The sequence below is a fragment of the Rhizobium sp. NLR22b genome, from assembly GCF_019685295.1.
GTDB lineage: Bacteria > Pseudomonadota > Alphaproteobacteria > Rhizobiales > Rhizobiaceae > Rhizobium.
Genome location: NZ_JABDWM010000021.1, coordinates 1 through 17,796 on the forward strand (window position 1 = coordinate 1; position 17,796 = coordinate 17,796).

Genomic DNA, 17,796 nt, shown 5'->3' on the forward strand with positions numbered 1-17,796 from the left:
GCCAACTTCGCATGTTCGGGTAGGGAACGACCGATGGAACGGTCGGTTTCGTAAAGTTCACATCACGTGTTCTCCTCTCGAAACAGAGATTCATGCGACTTTCAGGTCGCACTCCGGCGTCAAGGACGGCGCGGTCTCCCCCAATTTTTCCGTCGCTGCGTTTCACTGCGCTCTGGAAAAATCGGTTCCCCCGCTTGCGAGCCGCGTTCCGCGGTCCCCTGACTCCTCTTTGCCACAGAGTGGCCGATCCCCGTCATCAAGATGAAGGAGATCACACTATGACAACCGATGAGAACCTCATGCTCTACACTAAGCTTGCTGGCTTCCGGCTCGTCGTCTTGGCAAGCCGCTTTGGCTGTGACAGCGATTTCTTGCGAGAACTGCACGATCGCCTGATCGAGGGGCTAGAGGCGGCAATCGATCGGATTCACATCCTCATGGAATTGGAACGCAGCCTTCTCGTCGGAGACGACGAATTTGCCGAATATAGGTTGGGGGGCGAGGCTGAGATGTTCCGGCGCTTCACTATCAATCTTTTCGACGAGCTCGAAATCGATTTCGACACGCACGAATACCGCGTCAACGGCGGTAATTGGATAACGGCTTTGGCAGCGGATTCCACCGGGGTGCATATCGACTATCCCGAGATGGTGTCGTTGGCAGAGCATGAGCTCGGCGCGCTGGCGTCGATCATCAAGGATATCGCACGGGAAACAGGCATCCCCGTTCAAGCGGCACGTGCCGGCCGCCCACGATGCGGAGGATCCTGATCAGGATCCTCGGCGCAGCCTCGGGCGGAAGCGTTTTGCGCTCAGCATTGACGGATCGGCCTGACCGACGGGCCAGGGCGAGTCATTTACTGGTCGCTGCGATAGCGATCTGTTGCGGCTCCCTTTTCGACGCTGCCGTCATCTCTCATTGGGGATGTTGCAGCCCGTTCGCCACGACGCAACCTGGCGCCGCCAGAATTTTCCCGGCCGCGCCGCGGCTCCTCGCGCACCAAAATTCAGGTGGTGCCAGGTCCTCCACTCCGTTCCGGCCCTCGCGTGCGTCCCTCCTTTCCGGTCTGAGCTCTATCCCCGCGATAACCGCAATCGAAAAGGAGATCCATCATGCAACAGCTCGCTCAATTCCTCGCCGCCACCGGCCGCCGGCTCCGCACCCTCGGCAAAGTGATCAGCCACTTCTTCCGCAAGGGAAAGCTCGGCTTGAAACTTGCCATCAAGATCCCATTCTTCGTCGAGATCGAGGTGACCTTCGAGACGGACTGGAACCGACGCCGATGAAAGTTTTCCTGGCCCACTTCGGCGGGCCTTTTCACATCGACATCGAGGGACGCGGCCGATAGCCGCGCTTTCGTTTCTGCCGGAGCAGATCCAGGAACAATCGGACCGCCTCCTCTTCCCGGCCAAAATGATGGACCATCATCTGTCCCTTGGTTCCGATGCGGCCCCATTTCCGAAGTAGGCAGATGTCGCCGAACAAGTTCGGCTCGATCGACATGACATAGTAGCGGGCCATGTTCCTCGAAGCATCGGAGCGTTCGACATAGAGGTGGTAGGGTTGGGCGATCATGAGAGAACGATCGCCGATCGCGGCGATCGCGTCCAACGACACTTATGAATCAGTCGTCAGGGATCGATTCATACCGCTGATGATAGGAAAAGTCGTGGAGGGATGGGCGAGACGCCTTCGGCGTGAGGCCCGGTCTAACGGCCTTTGATGCTGGGTCATTCTTTCGCGCGCCTACGCTCTTGGACAAGACGCCTTCGGCGTACGGCTCTACTCGCTCACGCTCCCCGAACCCACTTGGCGGTTTCGGCCATTCGGTGACGATCCTCTCGCGGTCTCAGTCACACCATGGGTGTCTCCCACCGTCCCAGCGCCTTGCGAGCTTCTCGTCGATGAGCGTTTCTCCGAGCGAGCGCCCGGACCGCGTAACGGTTCGGAGCTTGCGGCCGTATTTGTCCTCGTCGCGCAAGCCGGCCGACAGCGAGAAGGTGCCGGCATTCAGAAGTGCCAGAAGGCGCGCTTTCGCAGCCTCGCCTTTAATTCTTTCCGCCTCGCAGCGTGGTGGGCTGAGCTCCGGCGTATCGATGTCCGCGATGCGGATTTTCTCGCCCTGAAACCAGAACGTATCGCCGTCGACGACGCAGTTCACATGCCGATCGCTGCCGCAGAACGAAAATGACGCCGACAATGAATCTGCTCGTTGTGTCTTCGCCAGCGTGGTGAGACCGGAGAGCGTGCCGACGCCACCATAGGCAAGCCAGCCGCCGACAGCAATAATGATACTCCAGAGGATCGCAGTCATGGGTTTGCGCAGGCCGCTCCGTCCCCATCGCGGCGACATTCGCTGTGTGCGCTTTTGATCATGCCTGCCGCCGGACTTCGGCTTCCGTCGAAACGGAACCACATTCGATTTCGCCACTGTCCGTTCCTCTTCGATCTGCCTCAACCTACGTCAGCCCAGGTTTCTGTTGCGTTTATGGAAAGCCCCGCGGCTGCGGCCAGCAGTGCGGACGATCAAGCGGTGTGCGAGGTGCGGGGCGCAGTCGGTCCCGCCTCCCCTTCGGGCCACTATGTTGAGGCTCCTGCGGCTGCGCTGTCTCCCGCCCTCGCACGACGAGAATTCCCGAAATCCCGCCCGTTGGGCGGTCGCTATGCTGATTTCTCCGATACTCTTCATTTTGCTGGATCAGCCTTGCTCGTTGCACTGCGCGGCGGCTGAATCCGTCAAGCGTCAAGCGTTTTTTCCGTTCTTGTGAAACCGGTTCGTGCCGACGCAAGCCTTCATGTCATCCCGCCGGAACCAGATCGCTCGGCCGCATCGAAGCGGCTCGTTGCCGGCCGTGAATACGATCTGCTCGTCGGCGCGCATCCGCAGGACTTCATGCGCCTGAATCAACGGTCTGGCTGCAAGCTGCTTCGATCGGGTTCGTGACGATCCCCTGGATTGGGAACTGCGGCTGACCTGATCTATCTCGACGGTCGTCATGCCGCAGCGCTTCGAGATGTAATCGGCCGTGTCCGAATCGTTGATCGCGGCGAAGGATATCCAGCTCGCGCTCTCGAACCATTTGCTCGCCGCATCGCGGCCGCCATAGGTTTCGCGCATCTGGCCGATCGACTGGTAGATCATGGTGAGCGTGATGCCGTACTTGCGGCCGGCATCGCGCGCGGTCTCCAGAATCCGCATGTAGCCGAGGCGTGCCACCTCGTCGAGGAGGAAAAGCGTCCTACCCTTCACCGCGCCGTCGCGATTATAGATTGCGTTGAGGAACGAGCCGATGATCACCCGCGCCAGGCCCGAATGCGTCTCCAGCGTTTTCAGGTCGATGTTGATGAACACATCGGTCTTGCCGTCCGCAAGTGCGTCGGTCGAGAAGGTCGAACCGGATACGAGTGCGGCATAGTTGGTGTAGGACAGCCAGTGCGTTTCCTTGACCGCGTTCGCGTAAACGCCTGAGAAGGTTTCCGGCGTCATGTTGACGAAGGCGGCGACGTTTTCCTTCACAAAGTCCGAGTTCGAATTGTCGTAAATCTCCTGCAGTCGCTCGCGCAGTTTCGGCTCCGGTTCCGCCAGATAGGAACGAACCTGACGCAAGGTCTGGTTTTCCTGGTCGGTGTGGCCGGACAGGCAGACGTCTGAGATCAGGGCGGTCAACAACTGCAGCGCCGATGCGCGGAAGAAGTCGTCGCGGACACCGCGCGCGCCGCCGCTGTCGCTCATGATCCACGATGCGACGGAGGCGATATCCTCCTCCCTGGTTCCGCCGAAGCGACCGATCCAGTCGAGCGCATTGAATCCCGTTTCCGGCTCCTTCGGATCGAGAATGCGGATGAAGCGCGCAGCACCTTTGCGCTGCTTGAGCACCATCGGCGCCACCTCGTTCGAAGGGTCCAGCACGACAAGGCCACCGCCCCATTTGAGGGCTGTCGGGATCGTCACCGACGTCGTCTTGAACCCCCCGGAACCCGCGAACACAATCCCATGCGACGATCCGAAGGAACCGTCGAAGCAGAGCAGCGGCGACTTGCCGCCGGCGCCCCAGGTCTCGTGATCATCGACACGAAAAGAGCGGGCTGCCGTGCTGTCCTTGTCGACCCGGTAGCGCTCGCCGATGACGATGCCGCCGGTATCAGCAAAGAGCTTTGCTGCGTCCTGCATCTTCATCCAGTCGGCCTCACCATGGAGCGCCCTTTGTCCTCGGACGCGTCTCGGCTCGGCGCGCGCGAAGGCGGCGTTGCCGATCATTGCCACGCGCAGCGCGAAGCATCCGGCCATAAGAGCCGTTGCCGCGCCGATCATCGTCGCAGGGTCGAGATATGAGGCGATGGATCTGCCTGTCGGCAGCTGACTGGCGAAAGTGGCAAGACGTATCGTCTCGCGCGTCACCGCGATCAGAATTGTGGCGATGCTTCCCACGGCGGCGCCCCAACCTGCGAACTTGATGCTCGTCGCACCAGCGCTCGCGAACAGGAAGATCACGCCGATGGCCGAGGCGGTGACATAGGGCGCGGCGATGCCCGCCCGGCCCAAAGACAGCCTCGCGGCCTCCGTCCTGCCGAAGGCCGACAGCCATTGCTCGATTCCGGTCATACCGATGGCGGCGAGCATCATCAGTGCGACCGGGGCGACGACTAGAGCAATTCTATTCGCCGTCATCACTGAAGGCCTCGGCGCCGATCGCGATCAGCCTCGCCCGCTCGGCCTCGTCCGCCCTCAGTCGTGAACTGAGCTCGACCAGCGCCCCGAGCAGAAGCGCGCGCTTCTCGTATCGCAAACCCGCTTTGACGATCAGGCCGCCGAGTTCGATCTTCTCGCGCGTGTCCTTCTTGCGGGCTTCGGATGTCGTCGTCCTCGCCATCCGCTCAAGCCTCGCCATTGCCGCTCTCAGCCGCGCCAGGCGGGACCGTCGCGGTCGATGCGCCGGCGCTGGCGTCTGCGTTGCCCTTCTTCCCTCCCATTGGAAGACCTTGACCTCCGCGAAACCGTTTCGCCAGATCCTCGAAGGCCGCCTGGAGCACGGCTTCCTCGATCTCGATTTCGCCAATGCCTGCCTTGAGCGCGATCCGGCCGATCCGCTCGGCTTCCCGCGTTTCCGCGGCCTTGAGCTGTTCCTGCAGTCTGGCGATTTCGTCGCGAATCTTGGAGGAAGGCTTCTTCATTCCCGGTCGTCCTTTCATGCCGTTTCACGTTTTGAACGGCATGAGATTCCATGAGATCGGCGTGCCGATCTACTAACAGAAATGCGAGTTGGCGCAGCCAACGCCTTTGAGCATGATCCCGGCCGTTCCGAAGGAGCGGCTTCCAAGGGCGCAATTATACGTCGCTGATGCGACGCTCTGATTTTGTCCCCTGGCGGGGCGGCTTCCGACGAACGCGTTGGTTTCGTTCGCAATCGGGAAAGAATTTCGCTGTGGCCGTCCCTCATTTCTCCGTCAGCGTCGTCGCCCGCGGCTCCGGCCGCAGCGCTGTGCTGTCGGCGGCCTACCGGCACTGCGCCAAGATGGAGTATGAGCGGGAGGCGCGGACCATCGACTACACCCGCAAGCAGGGCCTCCTGCACGAAGAGTTCGTGATTCCTCCCGACACACCGGAGTGGCTGCGCTCGATGATTGATCGCTCGGTGTCCGGCGCGTCGGAAGCGTTCTGGAACAAGGTCGAGGATTTCGAGAAGCGCTCCGATGCCCAGCTCGCCAAGGACTTTACCATTGCCCTGCCGATCGAACTGACCGCCGATCAGAACATCGCGCTGGTCCGAGACTTCGTCGAACGGCACATCACCGCCAAGGGCATGATAGCGGACTGGGTTTATCATGACGCGCCGGGCAACCCGCATGTCCACATGATGACGACCTTGCGGCCACTCACGGAGGATGGGTTCGGCGCGAAGAAGGTCGCGGTCCTCGGGGCGGACGGCAATCCGCTCCGCAACGATGCCGGCAAGATCGTCTACGAGCTTTGGGCCGGAAGTCCCGATGACTTCAACGCCTTGCGCGACGGCTGGTTCGCCTGCCAGAACCGGCATCTGGCAATGGCTGGTCTCGATATCCGCATCGACGGTCGGTCCTTCGAAAAGCAGGGCATCGACGTGGAGCCGACCATCCATATCGGTGTCGGTGCGACAGCCATCGACCGGAAGGCGGAACAGGCGAAGACGCAGTCGTCTGCAGGATCACCAAAGCTCGAACGGATTGAGCTGCAGGAGGCACGGCGGAGCGAGAACGCGCGTCGCATCCAGCGCCGGCCGGAGATCGTCCTCGACCTGATCACGCGGGAGAAGAGCGTCTTCGATGAGCGGGACGTTGCCAAGATCCTGCATCGTTACATCGATGATGCCGCCCTGTTCCAAAGCCTGATGGTTCGCGTTCTGCAGAGCCCCGACGCGCTCCGCCTCGAGCGTGAGCGGATCGCATTTGCGACCGGAACCCGTGTGCCGGCCAAATACACGACGCGCGAGCTGATCCGGCTCGAAGCGGAGATGGCCAACCGCGCGATCTGGCTCGCGGGGCGATCTTCGCATGGCGTTCGAGAAGCGGTGATCGAGGCGACGTTTGCGCGCCATTCGCGCTTGTCGGAGGAGCAGAGGACCGCGATCGCGCATGTTGCGGGACCCGAGGGGATTGCGGCCGTCATCGGCCGCGCCGGCGCCGGCAAGACCACCATGATGAAAGCTGCGCGTGAGGCTTGGGAATCCGCCGGATACCGTGTCGTCGGTGGCGCGCTCGCCGGCAAGGCTGCCGAAGGTCTGGAGAAAGAAGCGGGGATCGCCTCCCGCACGCTTTCGTCCTGGGAGCTTCGCTGGAGCGGAGGCCGAAACCAGCTCGACGCAAAGACTATCTTCGTTCTCGACGAAGCCGGCATGGTGTCGTCGCGGCAGATGGCGCGCTTGGTCGAGACCGTAACCAAGGCCGGCGCCAAGCTCGTCCTGGTCGGCGACCCGGAACAGCTTCAGCCGATCGACGCCGGCGCCGCGTTCCGCGCGATTGCCGATCGCATTGGCTATGCCGAACTCGAAACCATCTATCGTCAGCATGAGCAATGGATGCGCGACGCTTCGCTCGATCTCGCTCGCGGCAACATCCGCAAGGCAGTCGATGCCTATACCGCGCAAGGTCGAATGATCGATTTGAGGCTGAAGGACGAGGCCGTCGATACCCTCATCGCCGAATGGAACCGCGACTACGATCCGAGCAAGACGACATTGATCCTCGCCCATCTCCGGCGTGATGTGCGCATGCTCAACGACATGGCGCGGGCTGAGCTCGTCGAGCGTGGAATCCTCGGCGAAGGATTTGCGTTCCGGACAGAGGACGGACATCGCAACTTCGCGCCCGGCGACCACATCGTTTTCCTGAAGAATGAGGGCTCGCTCGGCGTCAAGAACGGCATGCTCGGCAAGGTCGTCGAAGCCGCGCAAAACCGCATTGTCGCAGAGATCGGCGAAGGCGAGCATCGCCGTCAGGTCACCGTCGAACAGCGGTTCTACAGCAATCTCGACCATGGCTATGCCACCACGATCCATAAGAGTCAGGGCGCCACCGTCGATCGGGTCAAGGTCCTCGCTTCCCTCTCCCTTGATCGGCATCTGACCTATGTGGCGATGACCCGTCATCGCGAGGATCTCCGCGTCTATTATGGCACCCGATCCTTCGCGTTCGCCGGCGGCCTGATCAAGATCCTGTCGCGAAGGAATGCCAAGGAGACCACGCTCGATTACGAGAAGGCCACCTTCTATCGACAGGCCCTCCGTTTCGCCGAGGCCCGCGGCCTGCATATCGTCAACGTCGCCCGAACGGTTGCCCGCGACCGGCTCGAATGGACGATCCGCCAGAAACAGAAATTGGCCGACCTTGCCCACCGGCTCCTCTCCATCAGCGCCAAACTCGGCTTCGGTGCGAGCACCAAACCAACCCACTCGCAAAGCAGCAAGGAGACCAGGCCGATGGTTGCCCGTATCTCGACATTCCCGAAAACGATCGAGCAGGCGGTCGCCGACAAGCTCGAATCCGATCCCGGTCTGAAGAAGCAATGGGAAGACGTCTCGTCCCGCTTCCATCTTGTCTACGCGCAGCCGGAAGCCGCCTTCAAGACTGTCAATGTCGACGCCATGGTGAAGGATGAGACCGTCGCGCAATCGACGCTCGCTAAGATCGCCGGCCAGCCAGAAAGTTTCGGCGCACTCAAGGGCAAATCCGGTTTGCTCGCGAGCCGAGCCGACAAGCAGGATCGCGAAAGGGCGGAGCGCAACATTCCCGCTCTTGCTCAAGGTCTCGGCGACTACATGCGCCAGCGCAGCCAAGCTGAACAGCGGTATCAGGCGGAGGAAGTGGCGGTCCGCCGCAAGGTCGCGATAGACATTCCGGCGCTGTCGCCGAATGCGCGCCAGACGCTCGAGCGCGTGCGTGACGCCATCGACCGCAATGACCTTCCCGCAGCACTCGAGTTCGCGCTTGCCGATAAGATGGTGAAAGCGGAACTGGAGGGATTTGCCAAAGCGGTCGCCGAGCGTTTCGGCGAGCGGACGTTCCTGCCTTTGGCCGCCAAGGACACGAATGGCGAGACCTTCAAGACGATCACAGCCGGCATGAGCCCCGCTCAGAAGGTGGAGGTCCAGTCGGCCTGGAGCCTGATGCGCGCAGTGCAGAAGCTCGGTGCCCATGAGCGGACAGTCGAGGCCGTCAAACAAGCTGAGACGATGCGCCAGGCCAAGGGTCAGGGGATGTCGCTGAAATGAACATCCCTCTCGTTGAAGCAATAAGAATGAGGCGATCAGGTAAGCGGCTGGGCGTTGTCTTTGCGACAACCGCGGCGGTGCATCTCGGTGCGATCTTGGTCGCTTGGTTCGGCGGCTATCGGATCAATCTAACACCGAGCGAACCGCTCGGTCTCTGGCGTATCGTTAAGTTCGATCGCGCAGCCGATGTCGGCGATCTCGTCTTCATCTGTCCGCCTCGAACGGCAGCCATGCAGGAGGCGCGCAGTCGCGGGTATCTACGCTCCGGCCTTTGCCCAGGCGGCGTTGCGCCACTGATCAAGACGGTGATTGCCGTCGCCGGACAGCGGGTCGAGGTCGCAGTAAGCGTTCGCGTTGACGGGCGTGACGTTGCTCGATCGAAGCTTGCAGACCGGGACGGAGAGGGACGGTCGTTGACGCCGTTCGGAGGGGGGATCGTGCCGGCAGGTAGCGTCTTCCTGCACTCGTCATTCCCAGGGTCCTATGACTCGCGGTATTTCGGTCCTGTCCCTGCTTCCGGCGTCCTCGGCCTGGCGCAACAGGTGCTGACCTATGCGCCGTGATCACTTCCAACCAGCGCTGCTGATCGCCGCTGCCATCTTTGCCGGGACGGTCGGATGGAGTGGTCATGTCCTGCTGCTTCCGGTGGCACTGACGTTCCCAATTCTTTGGGCGCGAGCGCAAACGAGATCGGTCGCGGCGCTCGTCTCGGCCGGGTATTTCCTGGCGGCTTCACGAGGTCTGCCGCAGGGTGTGGCCACCTTTTATTCCTCGGACCTCTGGCCGGGTCTGCTGCTATGGCTGTGTGCGTCAGCGAGTTTCGTTGGCGTACATGCGCTGCTCTGGACGAAGGGCTCCGGTACTCGCCCGTTGCGCTATTTCGTGGCGGCCGCGCTCATGGCTGTTCCGCCGTTTGGCGTCACCGGCTGGGCACATCCTGTGACGGGTGCCGGCGTCCTATTTCCTGGATGGGGATGGTGGGGATTGGCGGCGATCACAGCCGGCCTCATGGGCCTCGTAACCCGCATGTGGCCGGCTGTTGCAATCGCCTTCGCAGGCTTTTGGCTCTGGTCCGCCGCCTTCTGGACCGATCCGAAACTACCTGAGGGCTGGCGGGGCGTCGATCTGCAAATGGGGTCATCGCTGGGTCGGGACACCAGCATGCAGCGCCACCGTGATCTGATTGCCACGGTGAAGGATCGTGGAACTGGCCAAACGATCGTGCTGCCCGAGAGCGCACTGGGCTTCTGGACGCCGACGGTCGAACGGCTTTGGATCGGAGCCCTTTGGCGCACGGATGCTTCCGTGGTCGCCGGCGCCGCCGTCGTCGATGCTGACGGGTATGACAATGTGCTCGTCGTCCTGTCCGCCGCCGGCAGCGAGATCCTCTATCGCGAGCGGATGCCGGTTCCGGGCTCGATGTGGCAGCCATGGCGGTCTTGGCGTCGTGAGACCGGTGGCGCCCGTGCGCATTTCTTCGCCAATCCGACGGCGGCCGTCAGTAATCACAAGGTTGCGCCATTGATTTGCTACGAGCAGCTCGTCATTTGGCCGGTGCTACAGTCGATGCTCTCCGACCCGGATCTAATCGTTGCCGTCGGAAATGGATGGTGGACCAGTGGGACATCGATCGTCGCGATCCAGCGGGCGAGCGCAACCGCCTGGGCAAAGCTCTTCGCAAAACCGATCGTTCTTTCCTTCAACACCTGAAACCCGAGGAGACGTCATGCTGGACGCTGCCCTGATCAAAGAATGCGCTGATCATTCCCTGAAGCCGGCGATCGTCGAGCGATTCGTCAACGCTGTCGGGTCTCCCGACCCGCTCGCCATCACGGTGAAATCGGGCGGGAGTCTGATCCTCGTTCCGAAGCCGAAAACAGCGGACGAGGCTATGGAGATCATTCGGCAGAATGTCGGACATGCGGTCGTTCGGGTTGGACTGACACAGTTTCCGGCTGGAGTCGGCGCCAGCGACTCCGCCGAACTGAAACCCAACCTTGTCGAGCCGTGTGCCAATCTTCGCATGGGGACGGCGATGTTTGCCAAGATCCTGCGAATTGTGACCAAGTGGTACGGAAACCCCAAAAGCGAGGAGGTCTTCCCTCAGATATTCGATGACGCCGTTTACGCCTGGAAAACGGGCGAGTTTGAGGGGGAGAGCGTGTTTCAGGCAGAAGATCCCGGCGGAGCGGTTGCCGAGCAGCCTAGCAGTGCCGTCCAGCGCGATGCGCCAACGACGGCCGATCAATCTGTCGAGCCAACCGCGTCTGCTCAATCGAAGGTGGAAGACGCGGGTATCCGGATCGATCTTTCTCGCATTGGAGAGAAATAGCATTGAGATCGTCAGGCTTCTTCTGACGAGTTTCGGCTAACGGTCGGGCTGGACTCCGCAACATAATAATAGTGTGAGTCAGACGCAGAAAATTAGTGTGACCCAGACTCGACAAACTAGTGTGAATCCCAAGCATAATATTAGTGTTTGTCAAAAGCGCCAAATTAGTGCATCCTCGAAGCAGGAAATAAGTGGCCCGCCAGGAGGCGCATGTGGCGAAACCCAACGAACTGCTCGCGACATCGCTCGCCGAGCTGAGGGGCGTGACACAGAACGGCACCCGATCAGTCGTGAAATCGGAAGAGCTCAGCCGTGTCCACCGGGAGCGATTGCAGACCAATGGCTTCCTGGAGGAAATAATGAAAGGGTGGCTGGCGGTGAACTCTCGGCCGTCCGCCAACAACAGAATCGATACCGCCTGGAGCACCGTCTATTGGGAATTCATCGGACGATATTTGGATGGTCGCTTCCCTAACGATTGGCGCCTCTCTGCAGAGGCATCCGTTGCGCTCTGGACCGACAACTACTCCATCCCCGCACAGGCGATTGTCAGAAGTTCGAAGGCAAACAACCAGCTTGTGAACCTGCCAAGCAACACTTCGCTTTATCTGCTGCGGACGCGGGAAGCCGAACCGGCTGAAACAAGAGGCCGGCTGAGGCTGATGCCGATCGAGGAGGCGATCTGCAATCTGTCGCCCGAATCTTGGAAAGTGTCCGCGACTGATGTCATCGCTGCTATCGGCTCAATCCGTGGGACAAGCACGCTCCTGCGATACCTGCTGGACGGCGGCCGAAGCCATGTCGGTGGCCGGATCGCGGGAGCGCTCCGCCACCTTGGCAGACCGCAAGACGCCGATACGATCCTCAAAGCTCTGGAATCGGCTGGATACAATCCCCACGAGGACGACCCTTTTGACCCGGCGGCCGAGCTTATCACGCTAGACGCACGGCGAGCCCAGGCACCGTCCGCCACGCGCATCAAAAACCTTTGGGCGAAAATGGGAAAAGACGCACTCGGCCACATTGGTTTCGAGCAGGTACGCATCAACGATCGAGACGGCTACATCGCTGAGATCAACGAGCGCTATGTAGCAGACGCGTTGAATTCCCTTTCGATCGAGGGATATGAAGTTTCCGAACAGCTGATACGGAGGGTGCAGGACGGCAAGTGGGAGCCGGACGCGGACGCCCGAGACAATGAAACCAGGAACGCACTTGCCGCCAAAGGATACAGACTGGCATTCGAGGAGGTTCGCGAGGACATTGCGAAGATCCTCAATGGTGCGCCCACCGGCGAGTTGCTCGAGGCACGGCACCAGAATTGGTTCCGGGCGATGTTTAGCCCGTCGGTAGCCGCGGGCATCATCGAGGCGCATCAATTGGCTGGCTATCGCTCGCATAATGTCTATCTACGCGGCTCATCGCACGTCCCCTTGCCACCGCATGCAATCGCCGACGCAATGGACGCGCTCTTCGAAAGCATTTCGGGCGAACCCGATGCGCGCGTGAAGGCAATCCTTGCCCCGTTCCTATTCACCTATATCCATCCGTTCCCGGACGGAAACGGCAGGACGGCGCGCTTCATGATGAATGCCCTCCTGGCTGAAAGCGGAGCCCCGTGGACGGTCATCCCGGTGGCACGACGAGACGAGTACATGAACGCCCTTGAAGCAGCCAGTCAGCACGAAAACATCGTGCCCCTGACGATATTTGTATCGGAGCTAGTCAACGCGCCACCGCCTGCGGAGATTGCGTGAAATCAGAGCGAATGACTATCTTCTCATTCCACTAACTCATTGCTTAATCGTCAATCGACGTCGACGGGCATGACGAGATCAACGTGGCTCACTCCCAAGGCTTGAGCCAGCTCATAGAGCGTAATGACGGTCGGATTACGTCGGCCGCGCTCGAGACTCGAGAGGTACTGCTGGCTGTAACCAGATCGAGCCTCGACTTCCTCCTGCGTCAGGCCCTTCTCCCGACGTAGGCGGGCGAAATTCGAGCCGACCAGTTTGCGCATATCCATGCGCGGAAGATCGTCGTTTACACACTTTAAGTTTATCAACTATAGTATGTAAACGCACCTCCGAGCCATGACTCCTGCCCTTTGCGAGAAGGACGAAATTGGTTAGTTAGTCGCGGGGTGTCCGATGAATGTCGGCAATTTGGGTGCTTCGGCTTCCGAATGTCTTCACAATCAGTGCGGAGACAGACCGTAAGGGGCGAATGTTGGTGGATAGAGCGGACGCGAAACGCAAAGATCTCGCCTCGGGTGACAAGTTGGTGTTGAGGCCGCTCATCGGCCTGATGAACGGCCTGAATCCCGACAAAATCGAGCGGTTCGTCGTTGAAGAAATCGAGAAACATCGTCGTTTGCGCGACGAAGCGGTCCGGCTCGAAACCCTTCTGGACTCCGACGCTGACCAAACCGCGCTCACCGGTAACAGACGAGCGTACATTTCCGCGATGATCGCCGTCCACGCACAGCAGACGGTCGTCTCAACGCTTCTCGATATCCTCGGCTACATTCCCGAAATTCCAAAAACGACGCATCGCTGACACCGCTTCAGATCAAGCCGAACTCTTTCGCCAAGGCGGTCGCCTGCGGAAGGGTCGAGGCTCCGAGCGCGCTCTTGGCTTTGCGCAGGAAGAAGCAGACATTCGCGTAGGTCGTGTTTTCGATGATGGCGATGGCTCTCATCGATTTGCCTTCGGCTGACCATCTCAGGCAGGTCAGCTCGTCGGTTTTCAGGCGGATGTTGCTGCGACGCGTGGGGCGCAGCCGCATCAGCTCCAATCGGGAATGCACCTGACCGAAGGCCGCTGCGGCGCCGACCGGATTGAGGGCCTGTGCTTCGGCAAAGTTCACTTCGCTCGATGCAAGAGTGAACATCGCCATCCGGCCAAAGCCGGTCTTGATGGGAATAGTAATTCCCGAGCGGATCCCGAACTCGGCGGCTTCACCGAAGAACTTTCGGCGCTCCTTGTTGGTCCGGCCGGTCACGATATTCGACCAGGCAAAGGCTTCCTGGCGATCTCTGGCTGTTCGAATGACGGGATCGATAGACGCATAGCAAAGCTCGAAATACCGCTGCTGCCATTCTTCCGGATAGTTGGAGACGGCCGTCTGAGTTTCGGCTTGGAAACTGAGATAGGCGTAAGCATCGAAGCCCGCTTCATGGGTCAACCTTTGAAGTGTCGACCTGACAGCGGGGTCATCATGCGCGATTGCGACCTGCTCGTTCAAGCGCTCAAACCACTGATCCAATTGAAGGCCTCCAAGCAACCGACGCAATGCGTCAAATTCCTGATCGGCCGCTTAGGTGCGCGCGAAAGACAGACGATTCAAGTCTAGCCGAACTAAAAGTCGACTGCGGCTTGAAAGAATATCCCTATGTGTGGTTGCTGCACAACATAAAATATACACACGCAAATCGACGTTCTGCAGGCGGCTCAGCGCGATGTGTAGGCAGCCGGGAAAATGATGTCCTGATCGACCAGAACATTGAAACGATAGCCCGGTCGAATATTGATCGTCGGCTGCACATAGAGGTTCTTGGAGATCGTCTGCTCGGCGACGCGGCCGAAACTCTCGGCGAAGTTCCGTCGGGCTGCATCCGAAGCCGTATCTTGTGTCGCGAGCGTCGAGCTTTCCGGCATCGACATATCGATCCCCGTGCCAATCAGCGCCACAAGCGCCGCCGAACTCCAGGTGCGCCAGAGATGCCGATGAACCTTATCCTTGAAGCCGCCATACCCTTCCCCATCCGTGCCGGCCATGCCGCCGATTTGAAGCGTCGAGCCGTTGGGGAAAATCACGTCCGTCCAGACGACGAGCACCCGCTCCTGGCCGAAAGAGATCTTGGAGTCGTAACGGCCGAAGAGCTTGGCCCCCTGCGGAATGAGGAGACGATGGCCGGTCGCGCTGTCGTAGACGTTTTGGCTAACCTGCGCCGTGATCCGCCCGGGGAGATCGGAATTCAAACCCGTGATGAGGGTTGCGGGAATGACCGATCCGCGCTTCAGCTCGTAAAGCGAAAACTGGGGAACGACCTTGTTCGGGAGATAGCCGAGGTCCTTGATATCCTGATTGAAGAAATCCTCCTTGGAGGCTTGAGCGTCCGGATCGACGTTCTGGTCCATGAGGCCGTTTTTGATGGCAGCGGCATAGAGATCCGAGGCGTTGTTGACCGTCGCAGTCGTCGCTTGCAGGTTGGGGTCGGTTGAATTGTTGGCGGCGCTCTCCGCATCGGAAATATCTACCTTCAGCGGCGAGTCCAAAGAGGTCGCCCGCGCCTGCAGCCGGGCCATGCGCTGGCGTTGGGCCTCGCGGATATACTGTTCGTCGTGTTCGCGCTTCAGCCGGGCCCTCCATTCCTCTTCGGACTCAAGCCTGGGTCGTCGATCTTGCGGTTCGATCGGCCGGCGCTCGACGGCGGGCTCCTGTTTTTCGACCGTTTGCTCGGTGACACGCGTCGGTTGGAAAGGCTCGCGCTCGACTGGTTCGCCAATGATGCCGTCGGTCACTCCCCGTTTGAGCTGATCGCCGAAGTTGGTGGCAGGTGTATTCGATGCGCTGTCGATATCGTTGCCGCGGTTGAACCCCAAGCCGCGCCATGACAATCCGATCACGACCACGCCGACGAACAGGGCGATGAAGATGATCGCAATGATGATCGGCAGCCGATTGAGGCGGCGCATGCCGTGCTGATCGTCGGCATGATTAGAGGCGCCGAGGTGCAGAGACTGGACCACTTCTAGCCTCCTTCAGTTGCGGTGCAGGATCGAGAGCGGGCTCGCCGGCGTGGCGCCGGCCGCCGAAGTCGAATAGGCGCGCCCGAGTGCCACTGATGGCGTCGAGAGCCTTGCAAGCACCTGACCGTCGGCGCGATCGATCGAATAGGCGAGCTCGACTGGCTTGATGCCCTTGCTAACCTTGCCGTCGGTGATGACGGTATAGCCCCAGCCCTTCAGAGCCGATTCGAGTGCCGCCGCGAAGTCGGAGGAGTCCTTGTCCATCTTGAGCGTCGTCGCACTGGCGGGGCCGATCTGCTCGGTGAGCCGGCTTGCCATATCGCCGGCTATCGCACTGGCGGCCGGGGCGGTGACTGCGACGGGTGTGGAACTGGTGGTCAATCCATCTTCGGCCGTTTTGCAGCCGGCAAGAAGGGCGGCAGTGCTGATGAAGAGGAGAAGCTTGCGCATGGCTCAACCTCCGCGCCGGATGGTGATCTTCTGCTGGCGCCAACCGACGCCGGACACGAGAATCGCCTTGTCGACCGCATAGTCGACGATCATCATGTCGTCCTTCATCCGGTAATTAACGATGCGATTCTGGCCGCCGGAGACGATGAAGAGCACTGGCGCATTCTGCCCCGAGATCGATTTCGAAAACTGGATGTAGGTTTTCGTGCCGTCGGAATAGACGCGCTCTGGCCTCCAGGGCGCACTGCCGCTGATCGAATAGGAGAAGTTCAGCCTGTCCGGCGCCGTCCCGGGAATGCCGCCGACTTCAAACCGGGAATTGATGTCGGCGAGCGTTGTCGAGACATCCTCTGGATATTCAAAGCCGACCCTTGCCATGTACTGGCTCGGATGAGATTTGAGCTGGATATGATAGGTGCGTCTCGAGGTCGTCACCACCATCGAAGTGACGAGGCCTGGTTCCGATGGCTTGACGATCAGATGGATGGCCTGGCCGCCGGTGGCGCCCGATGTTGCCGGTTCGACCTTCCAGCGCACCGTGTCGCCGACAAGAACGTCTCGGACGATTTCGCCACCCTGCAGCTCGATGTCGCAGACCTGCAATGGCGAGCAGACGACCGATGGCTGCGTTTCGCCGAACAGGAAGATGACCTTTCCGTCTGGTCCCGTGGTCACAAGCCCCGCCGTGCCCCGCCATTTGCTTGACAGCCTGGTGCCCTTGACCTCGTTGCTCGTCATGCTTTGCGCGTGGGCGCCGCCCACAAAGACGAGTCCGGCCATGCAGCTCGCGGCTGCCATCAATCCTGTTATGTGCATTGAAAACTCCTGCCCTTAAAGTTGTGCTGTCCAGTCGAAATCACGGACATAAAGACCGATGGGATTGAGGCGGATGGTCGCCTCGTCCTGGGGTGCCGTCAGTGTCACCGTCGCGATCCCCCGAAACCGGCGCGTGCCCGTTTCCTTGCCCTTGCGGTCCCGTTCGTATTCGGTCCAGTCGATCTGATATGTCTGGTTCGAGAGCGCCACGATGTTGTTGACCTCGATGGCGACCGTTGCGGTTTTCGCCTTCTCGAACGGCGAGCTGGTGCGAAACCACGAATTGATTTTTTCGGTGGAAGGGTCGGACATCCGCAACAAGGCGTAGGTCCGATCGATGTACTGCTTTTGCACGACGGCGTCAGGAGTGATCGAACGGAAGCTGGTCACGAAATTGCCGAGCGTCGAGCGCACCACGCGCACGTCCGCATATTCGATCTGTTCTGGGAAACCGGCGGTCACCGCCGTACCCAGTTTGTCGACCTGGACGACATAGGGCACCAGCTTGACCTGGGTGCTGAGATACATCGCATAACCGAAGCCGATGACCGCCATGGTCAGCCCCAGAATGCCGACGATCCGCCAGGCGACTGCAGCCTGCACATAAGATCCGTATCGCTCACTCCACTCCTGGCGTGCGGCAATATAGGGGTTTTCGGGGACGCCGTTCGCTGCCATCGATCCATCACTTTCTGATTG

At 60.4% G+C, this 17,796-nt stretch carries 19 protein-coding genes; 8 read left to right on the forward strand and 11 right to left on the reverse strand.

The window, feature by feature from the left end:
* The first annotated feature begins 278 nt into the window (after positions 1-278).
* Together HJC00_RS27225 and HJC00_RS27230 are read left to right on the forward strand one after the other, a co-directional pair.
* A complete protein-coding gene (locus tag HJC00_RS27225) occupies positions 279-770 on the forward strand; it encodes a hypothetical protein (RefSeq protein WP_221164872.1) in 492 nt (163 codons plus the stop codon).
* A 342-nt stretch (positions 771-1,112) separates the two neighbouring features.
* A complete protein-coding gene (locus HJC00_RS27230; protein ID WP_221164873.1) occupies positions 1,113-1,286 on the forward strand; it encodes a hypothetical protein in 174 nt (57 codons plus the stop codon).
* A 31-nt stretch (positions 1,287-1,317) separates the two neighbouring features.
* Here the strand turns inward: HJC00_RS27230 and HJC00_RS27235 are convergent, their stop codons facing one another.
* From HJC00_RS27235 to traC, 5 genes are all read right to left on the reverse strand, one after another.
* Positions 1,318-1,575: a WGR domain-containing protein gene (locus tag HJC00_RS27235; RefSeq protein ID WP_221164950.1), complete on the reverse strand. Its 258-nt coding sequence runs from the start codon at positions 1,573-1,575 to the stop codon at positions 1,318-1,320.
* A 274-nt stretch (positions 1,576-1,849) separates the two neighbouring features.
* On the reverse strand, positions 1,850-2,314 hold the full coding sequence (locus tag HJC00_RS27240; RefSeq protein ID WP_259672325.1) for a thermonuclease family protein: 465 nt from the start codon (positions 2,312-2,314) through the stop codon (positions 1,850-1,852).
* A gap of 429 nt (positions 2,315-2,743) precedes the next feature.
* Positions 2,744-4,669: a Ti-type conjugative transfer system protein TraG gene (gene traG, locus HJC00_RS27245; protein ID WP_221164875.1), complete on the reverse strand. Its 1,926-nt coding sequence runs from the start codon at positions 4,667-4,669 to the stop codon at positions 2,744-2,746.
* Positions 4,656-4,871 carry a type IV conjugative transfer system coupling protein TraD gene (gene traD / locus HJC00_RS27250; RefSeq protein ID WP_221164951.1) on the reverse strand — a complete coding sequence of 72 codons (216 nt, stop codon included), beginning with the start codon at positions 4,869-4,871 and terminating at the stop codon, positions 4,656-4,658. The genes traG and traD overlap by 14 nt, the downstream gene beginning before the upstream one ends.
* A 4-nt stretch (positions 4,872-4,875) precedes the next feature.
* The gene (gene traC, locus HJC00_RS27255) at positions 4,876-5,172 is read right to left on the reverse strand and encodes a conjugal transfer protein TraC (protein WP_221164876.1); all 297 of its coding nucleotides are present in this window, start codon (positions 5,170-5,172) and stop codon (positions 4,876-4,878) included.
* Positions 5,173-5,423: 251 nt separating this feature from the next.
* Here traC and traA point away from each other — a divergent pair, with 251 nt between their 5' ends.
* The 5 genes from traA (at position 5,424) to HJC00_RS27280 (ending at position 12,833) form a co-directional block, all read left to right on the forward strand.
* The gene (gene traA, locus HJC00_RS27260) at positions 5,424-8,744 is read left to right on the forward strand and encodes a Ti-type conjugative transfer relaxase TraA (RefSeq protein ID WP_221164877.1); all 3,321 of its coding nucleotides are present in this window, start codon (positions 5,424-5,426) and stop codon (positions 8,742-8,744) included.
* Positions 8,741-9,307: a conjugative transfer signal peptidase TraF gene (traF, locus tag HJC00_RS27265; protein WP_221164878.1), complete on the forward strand. Its 567-nt coding sequence runs from the start codon at positions 8,741-8,743 to the stop codon at positions 9,305-9,307. The genes traA and traF overlap by 4 nt, the downstream gene beginning before the upstream one ends.
* Positions 9,297-10,454 (forward strand): conjugal transfer protein TraB, encoded by a 1,158-nt coding sequence (locus tag HJC00_RS27270; protein WP_221164879.1) that lies wholly within the window; start codon positions 9,297-9,299, stop codon positions 10,452-10,454. The genes traF and HJC00_RS27270 overlap by 11 nt, the downstream gene beginning before the upstream one ends.
* A gap of 16 nt (positions 10,455-10,470) precedes the next feature.
* Complete coding sequence (locus HJC00_RS27275) at positions 10,471-11,076, forward strand: TraH family protein (RefSeq protein ID WP_221164880.1); 606 nt, start codon at positions 10,471-10,473, stop codon at positions 11,074-11,076.
* A gap of 212 nt (positions 11,077-11,288) precedes the next feature.
* Complete coding sequence (locus HJC00_RS27280) at positions 11,289-12,833, forward strand: Fic family protein (protein WP_221164881.1); 1,545 nt, start codon at positions 11,289-11,291, stop codon at positions 12,831-12,833.
* Positions 12,834-12,883: 50 nt separating this feature from the next.
* On the opposite strand, the gene HJC00_RS27285 is transcribed toward HJC00_RS27280, so the two are convergent.
* Complete coding sequence (locus HJC00_RS27285) at positions 12,884-13,102, reverse strand: helix-turn-helix domain-containing protein (RefSeq protein WP_221164882.1); 219 nt, start codon at positions 13,100-13,102, stop codon at positions 12,884-12,886.
* Positions 13,103-13,230: 128 nt separating this feature from the next.
* Between HJC00_RS27285 and HJC00_RS27290 the strand changes: the two genes are divergently transcribed.
* On the forward strand, positions 13,231-13,635 hold the full coding sequence (locus tag HJC00_RS27290) for a transcriptional repressor TraM (RefSeq protein ID WP_221164883.1): 405 nt from the start codon (positions 13,231-13,233) through the stop codon (positions 13,633-13,635).
* 7 nt (positions 13,636-13,642) lie between these two features.
* Here HJC00_RS27290 and HJC00_RS27295 read toward each other — a convergent pair whose 3' ends face one another.
* From HJC00_RS27295 to HJC00_RS27315, 5 genes are all read right to left on the reverse strand, one after another.
* Positions 13,643-14,344, reverse strand: a complete 702-nt coding sequence (locus HJC00_RS27295; protein WP_221164884.1) for an autoinducer binding domain-containing protein — start codon at positions 14,342-14,344, stop codon at positions 13,643-13,645.
* A 185-nt stretch (positions 14,345-14,529) separates the two neighbouring features.
* Entirely contained in the window at positions 14,530-15,831 is a 1,302-nt protein-coding gene (trbI, locus tag HJC00_RS27300; RefSeq protein WP_221164885.1) for an IncP-type conjugal transfer protein TrbI, read from the reverse strand.
* A 12-nt stretch (positions 15,832-15,843) separates the two neighbouring features.
* A complete protein-coding gene (gene trbH, locus HJC00_RS27305) occupies positions 15,844-16,281 on the reverse strand; it encodes a conjugal transfer protein TrbH (RefSeq protein WP_221164886.1) in 438 nt (145 codons plus the stop codon).
* 3 nt (positions 16,282-16,284) lie between these two features.
* Positions 16,285-17,097, reverse strand: coding sequence for a P-type conjugative transfer protein TrbG (trbG, locus tag HJC00_RS27310; protein WP_221164887.1), 813 nt, complete (start codon positions 17,095-17,097; stop codon positions 16,285-16,287).
* 15 nt (positions 17,098-17,112) lie between these two features.
* Positions 17,113-17,775 carry a conjugal transfer protein TrbF gene (locus HJC00_RS27315; RefSeq protein ID WP_221164888.1) on the reverse strand — a complete coding sequence of 221 codons (663 nt, stop codon included), beginning with the start codon at positions 17,773-17,775 and terminating at the stop codon, positions 17,113-17,115.
* Positions 17,776-17,796 lie beyond the last annotated feature (21 nt).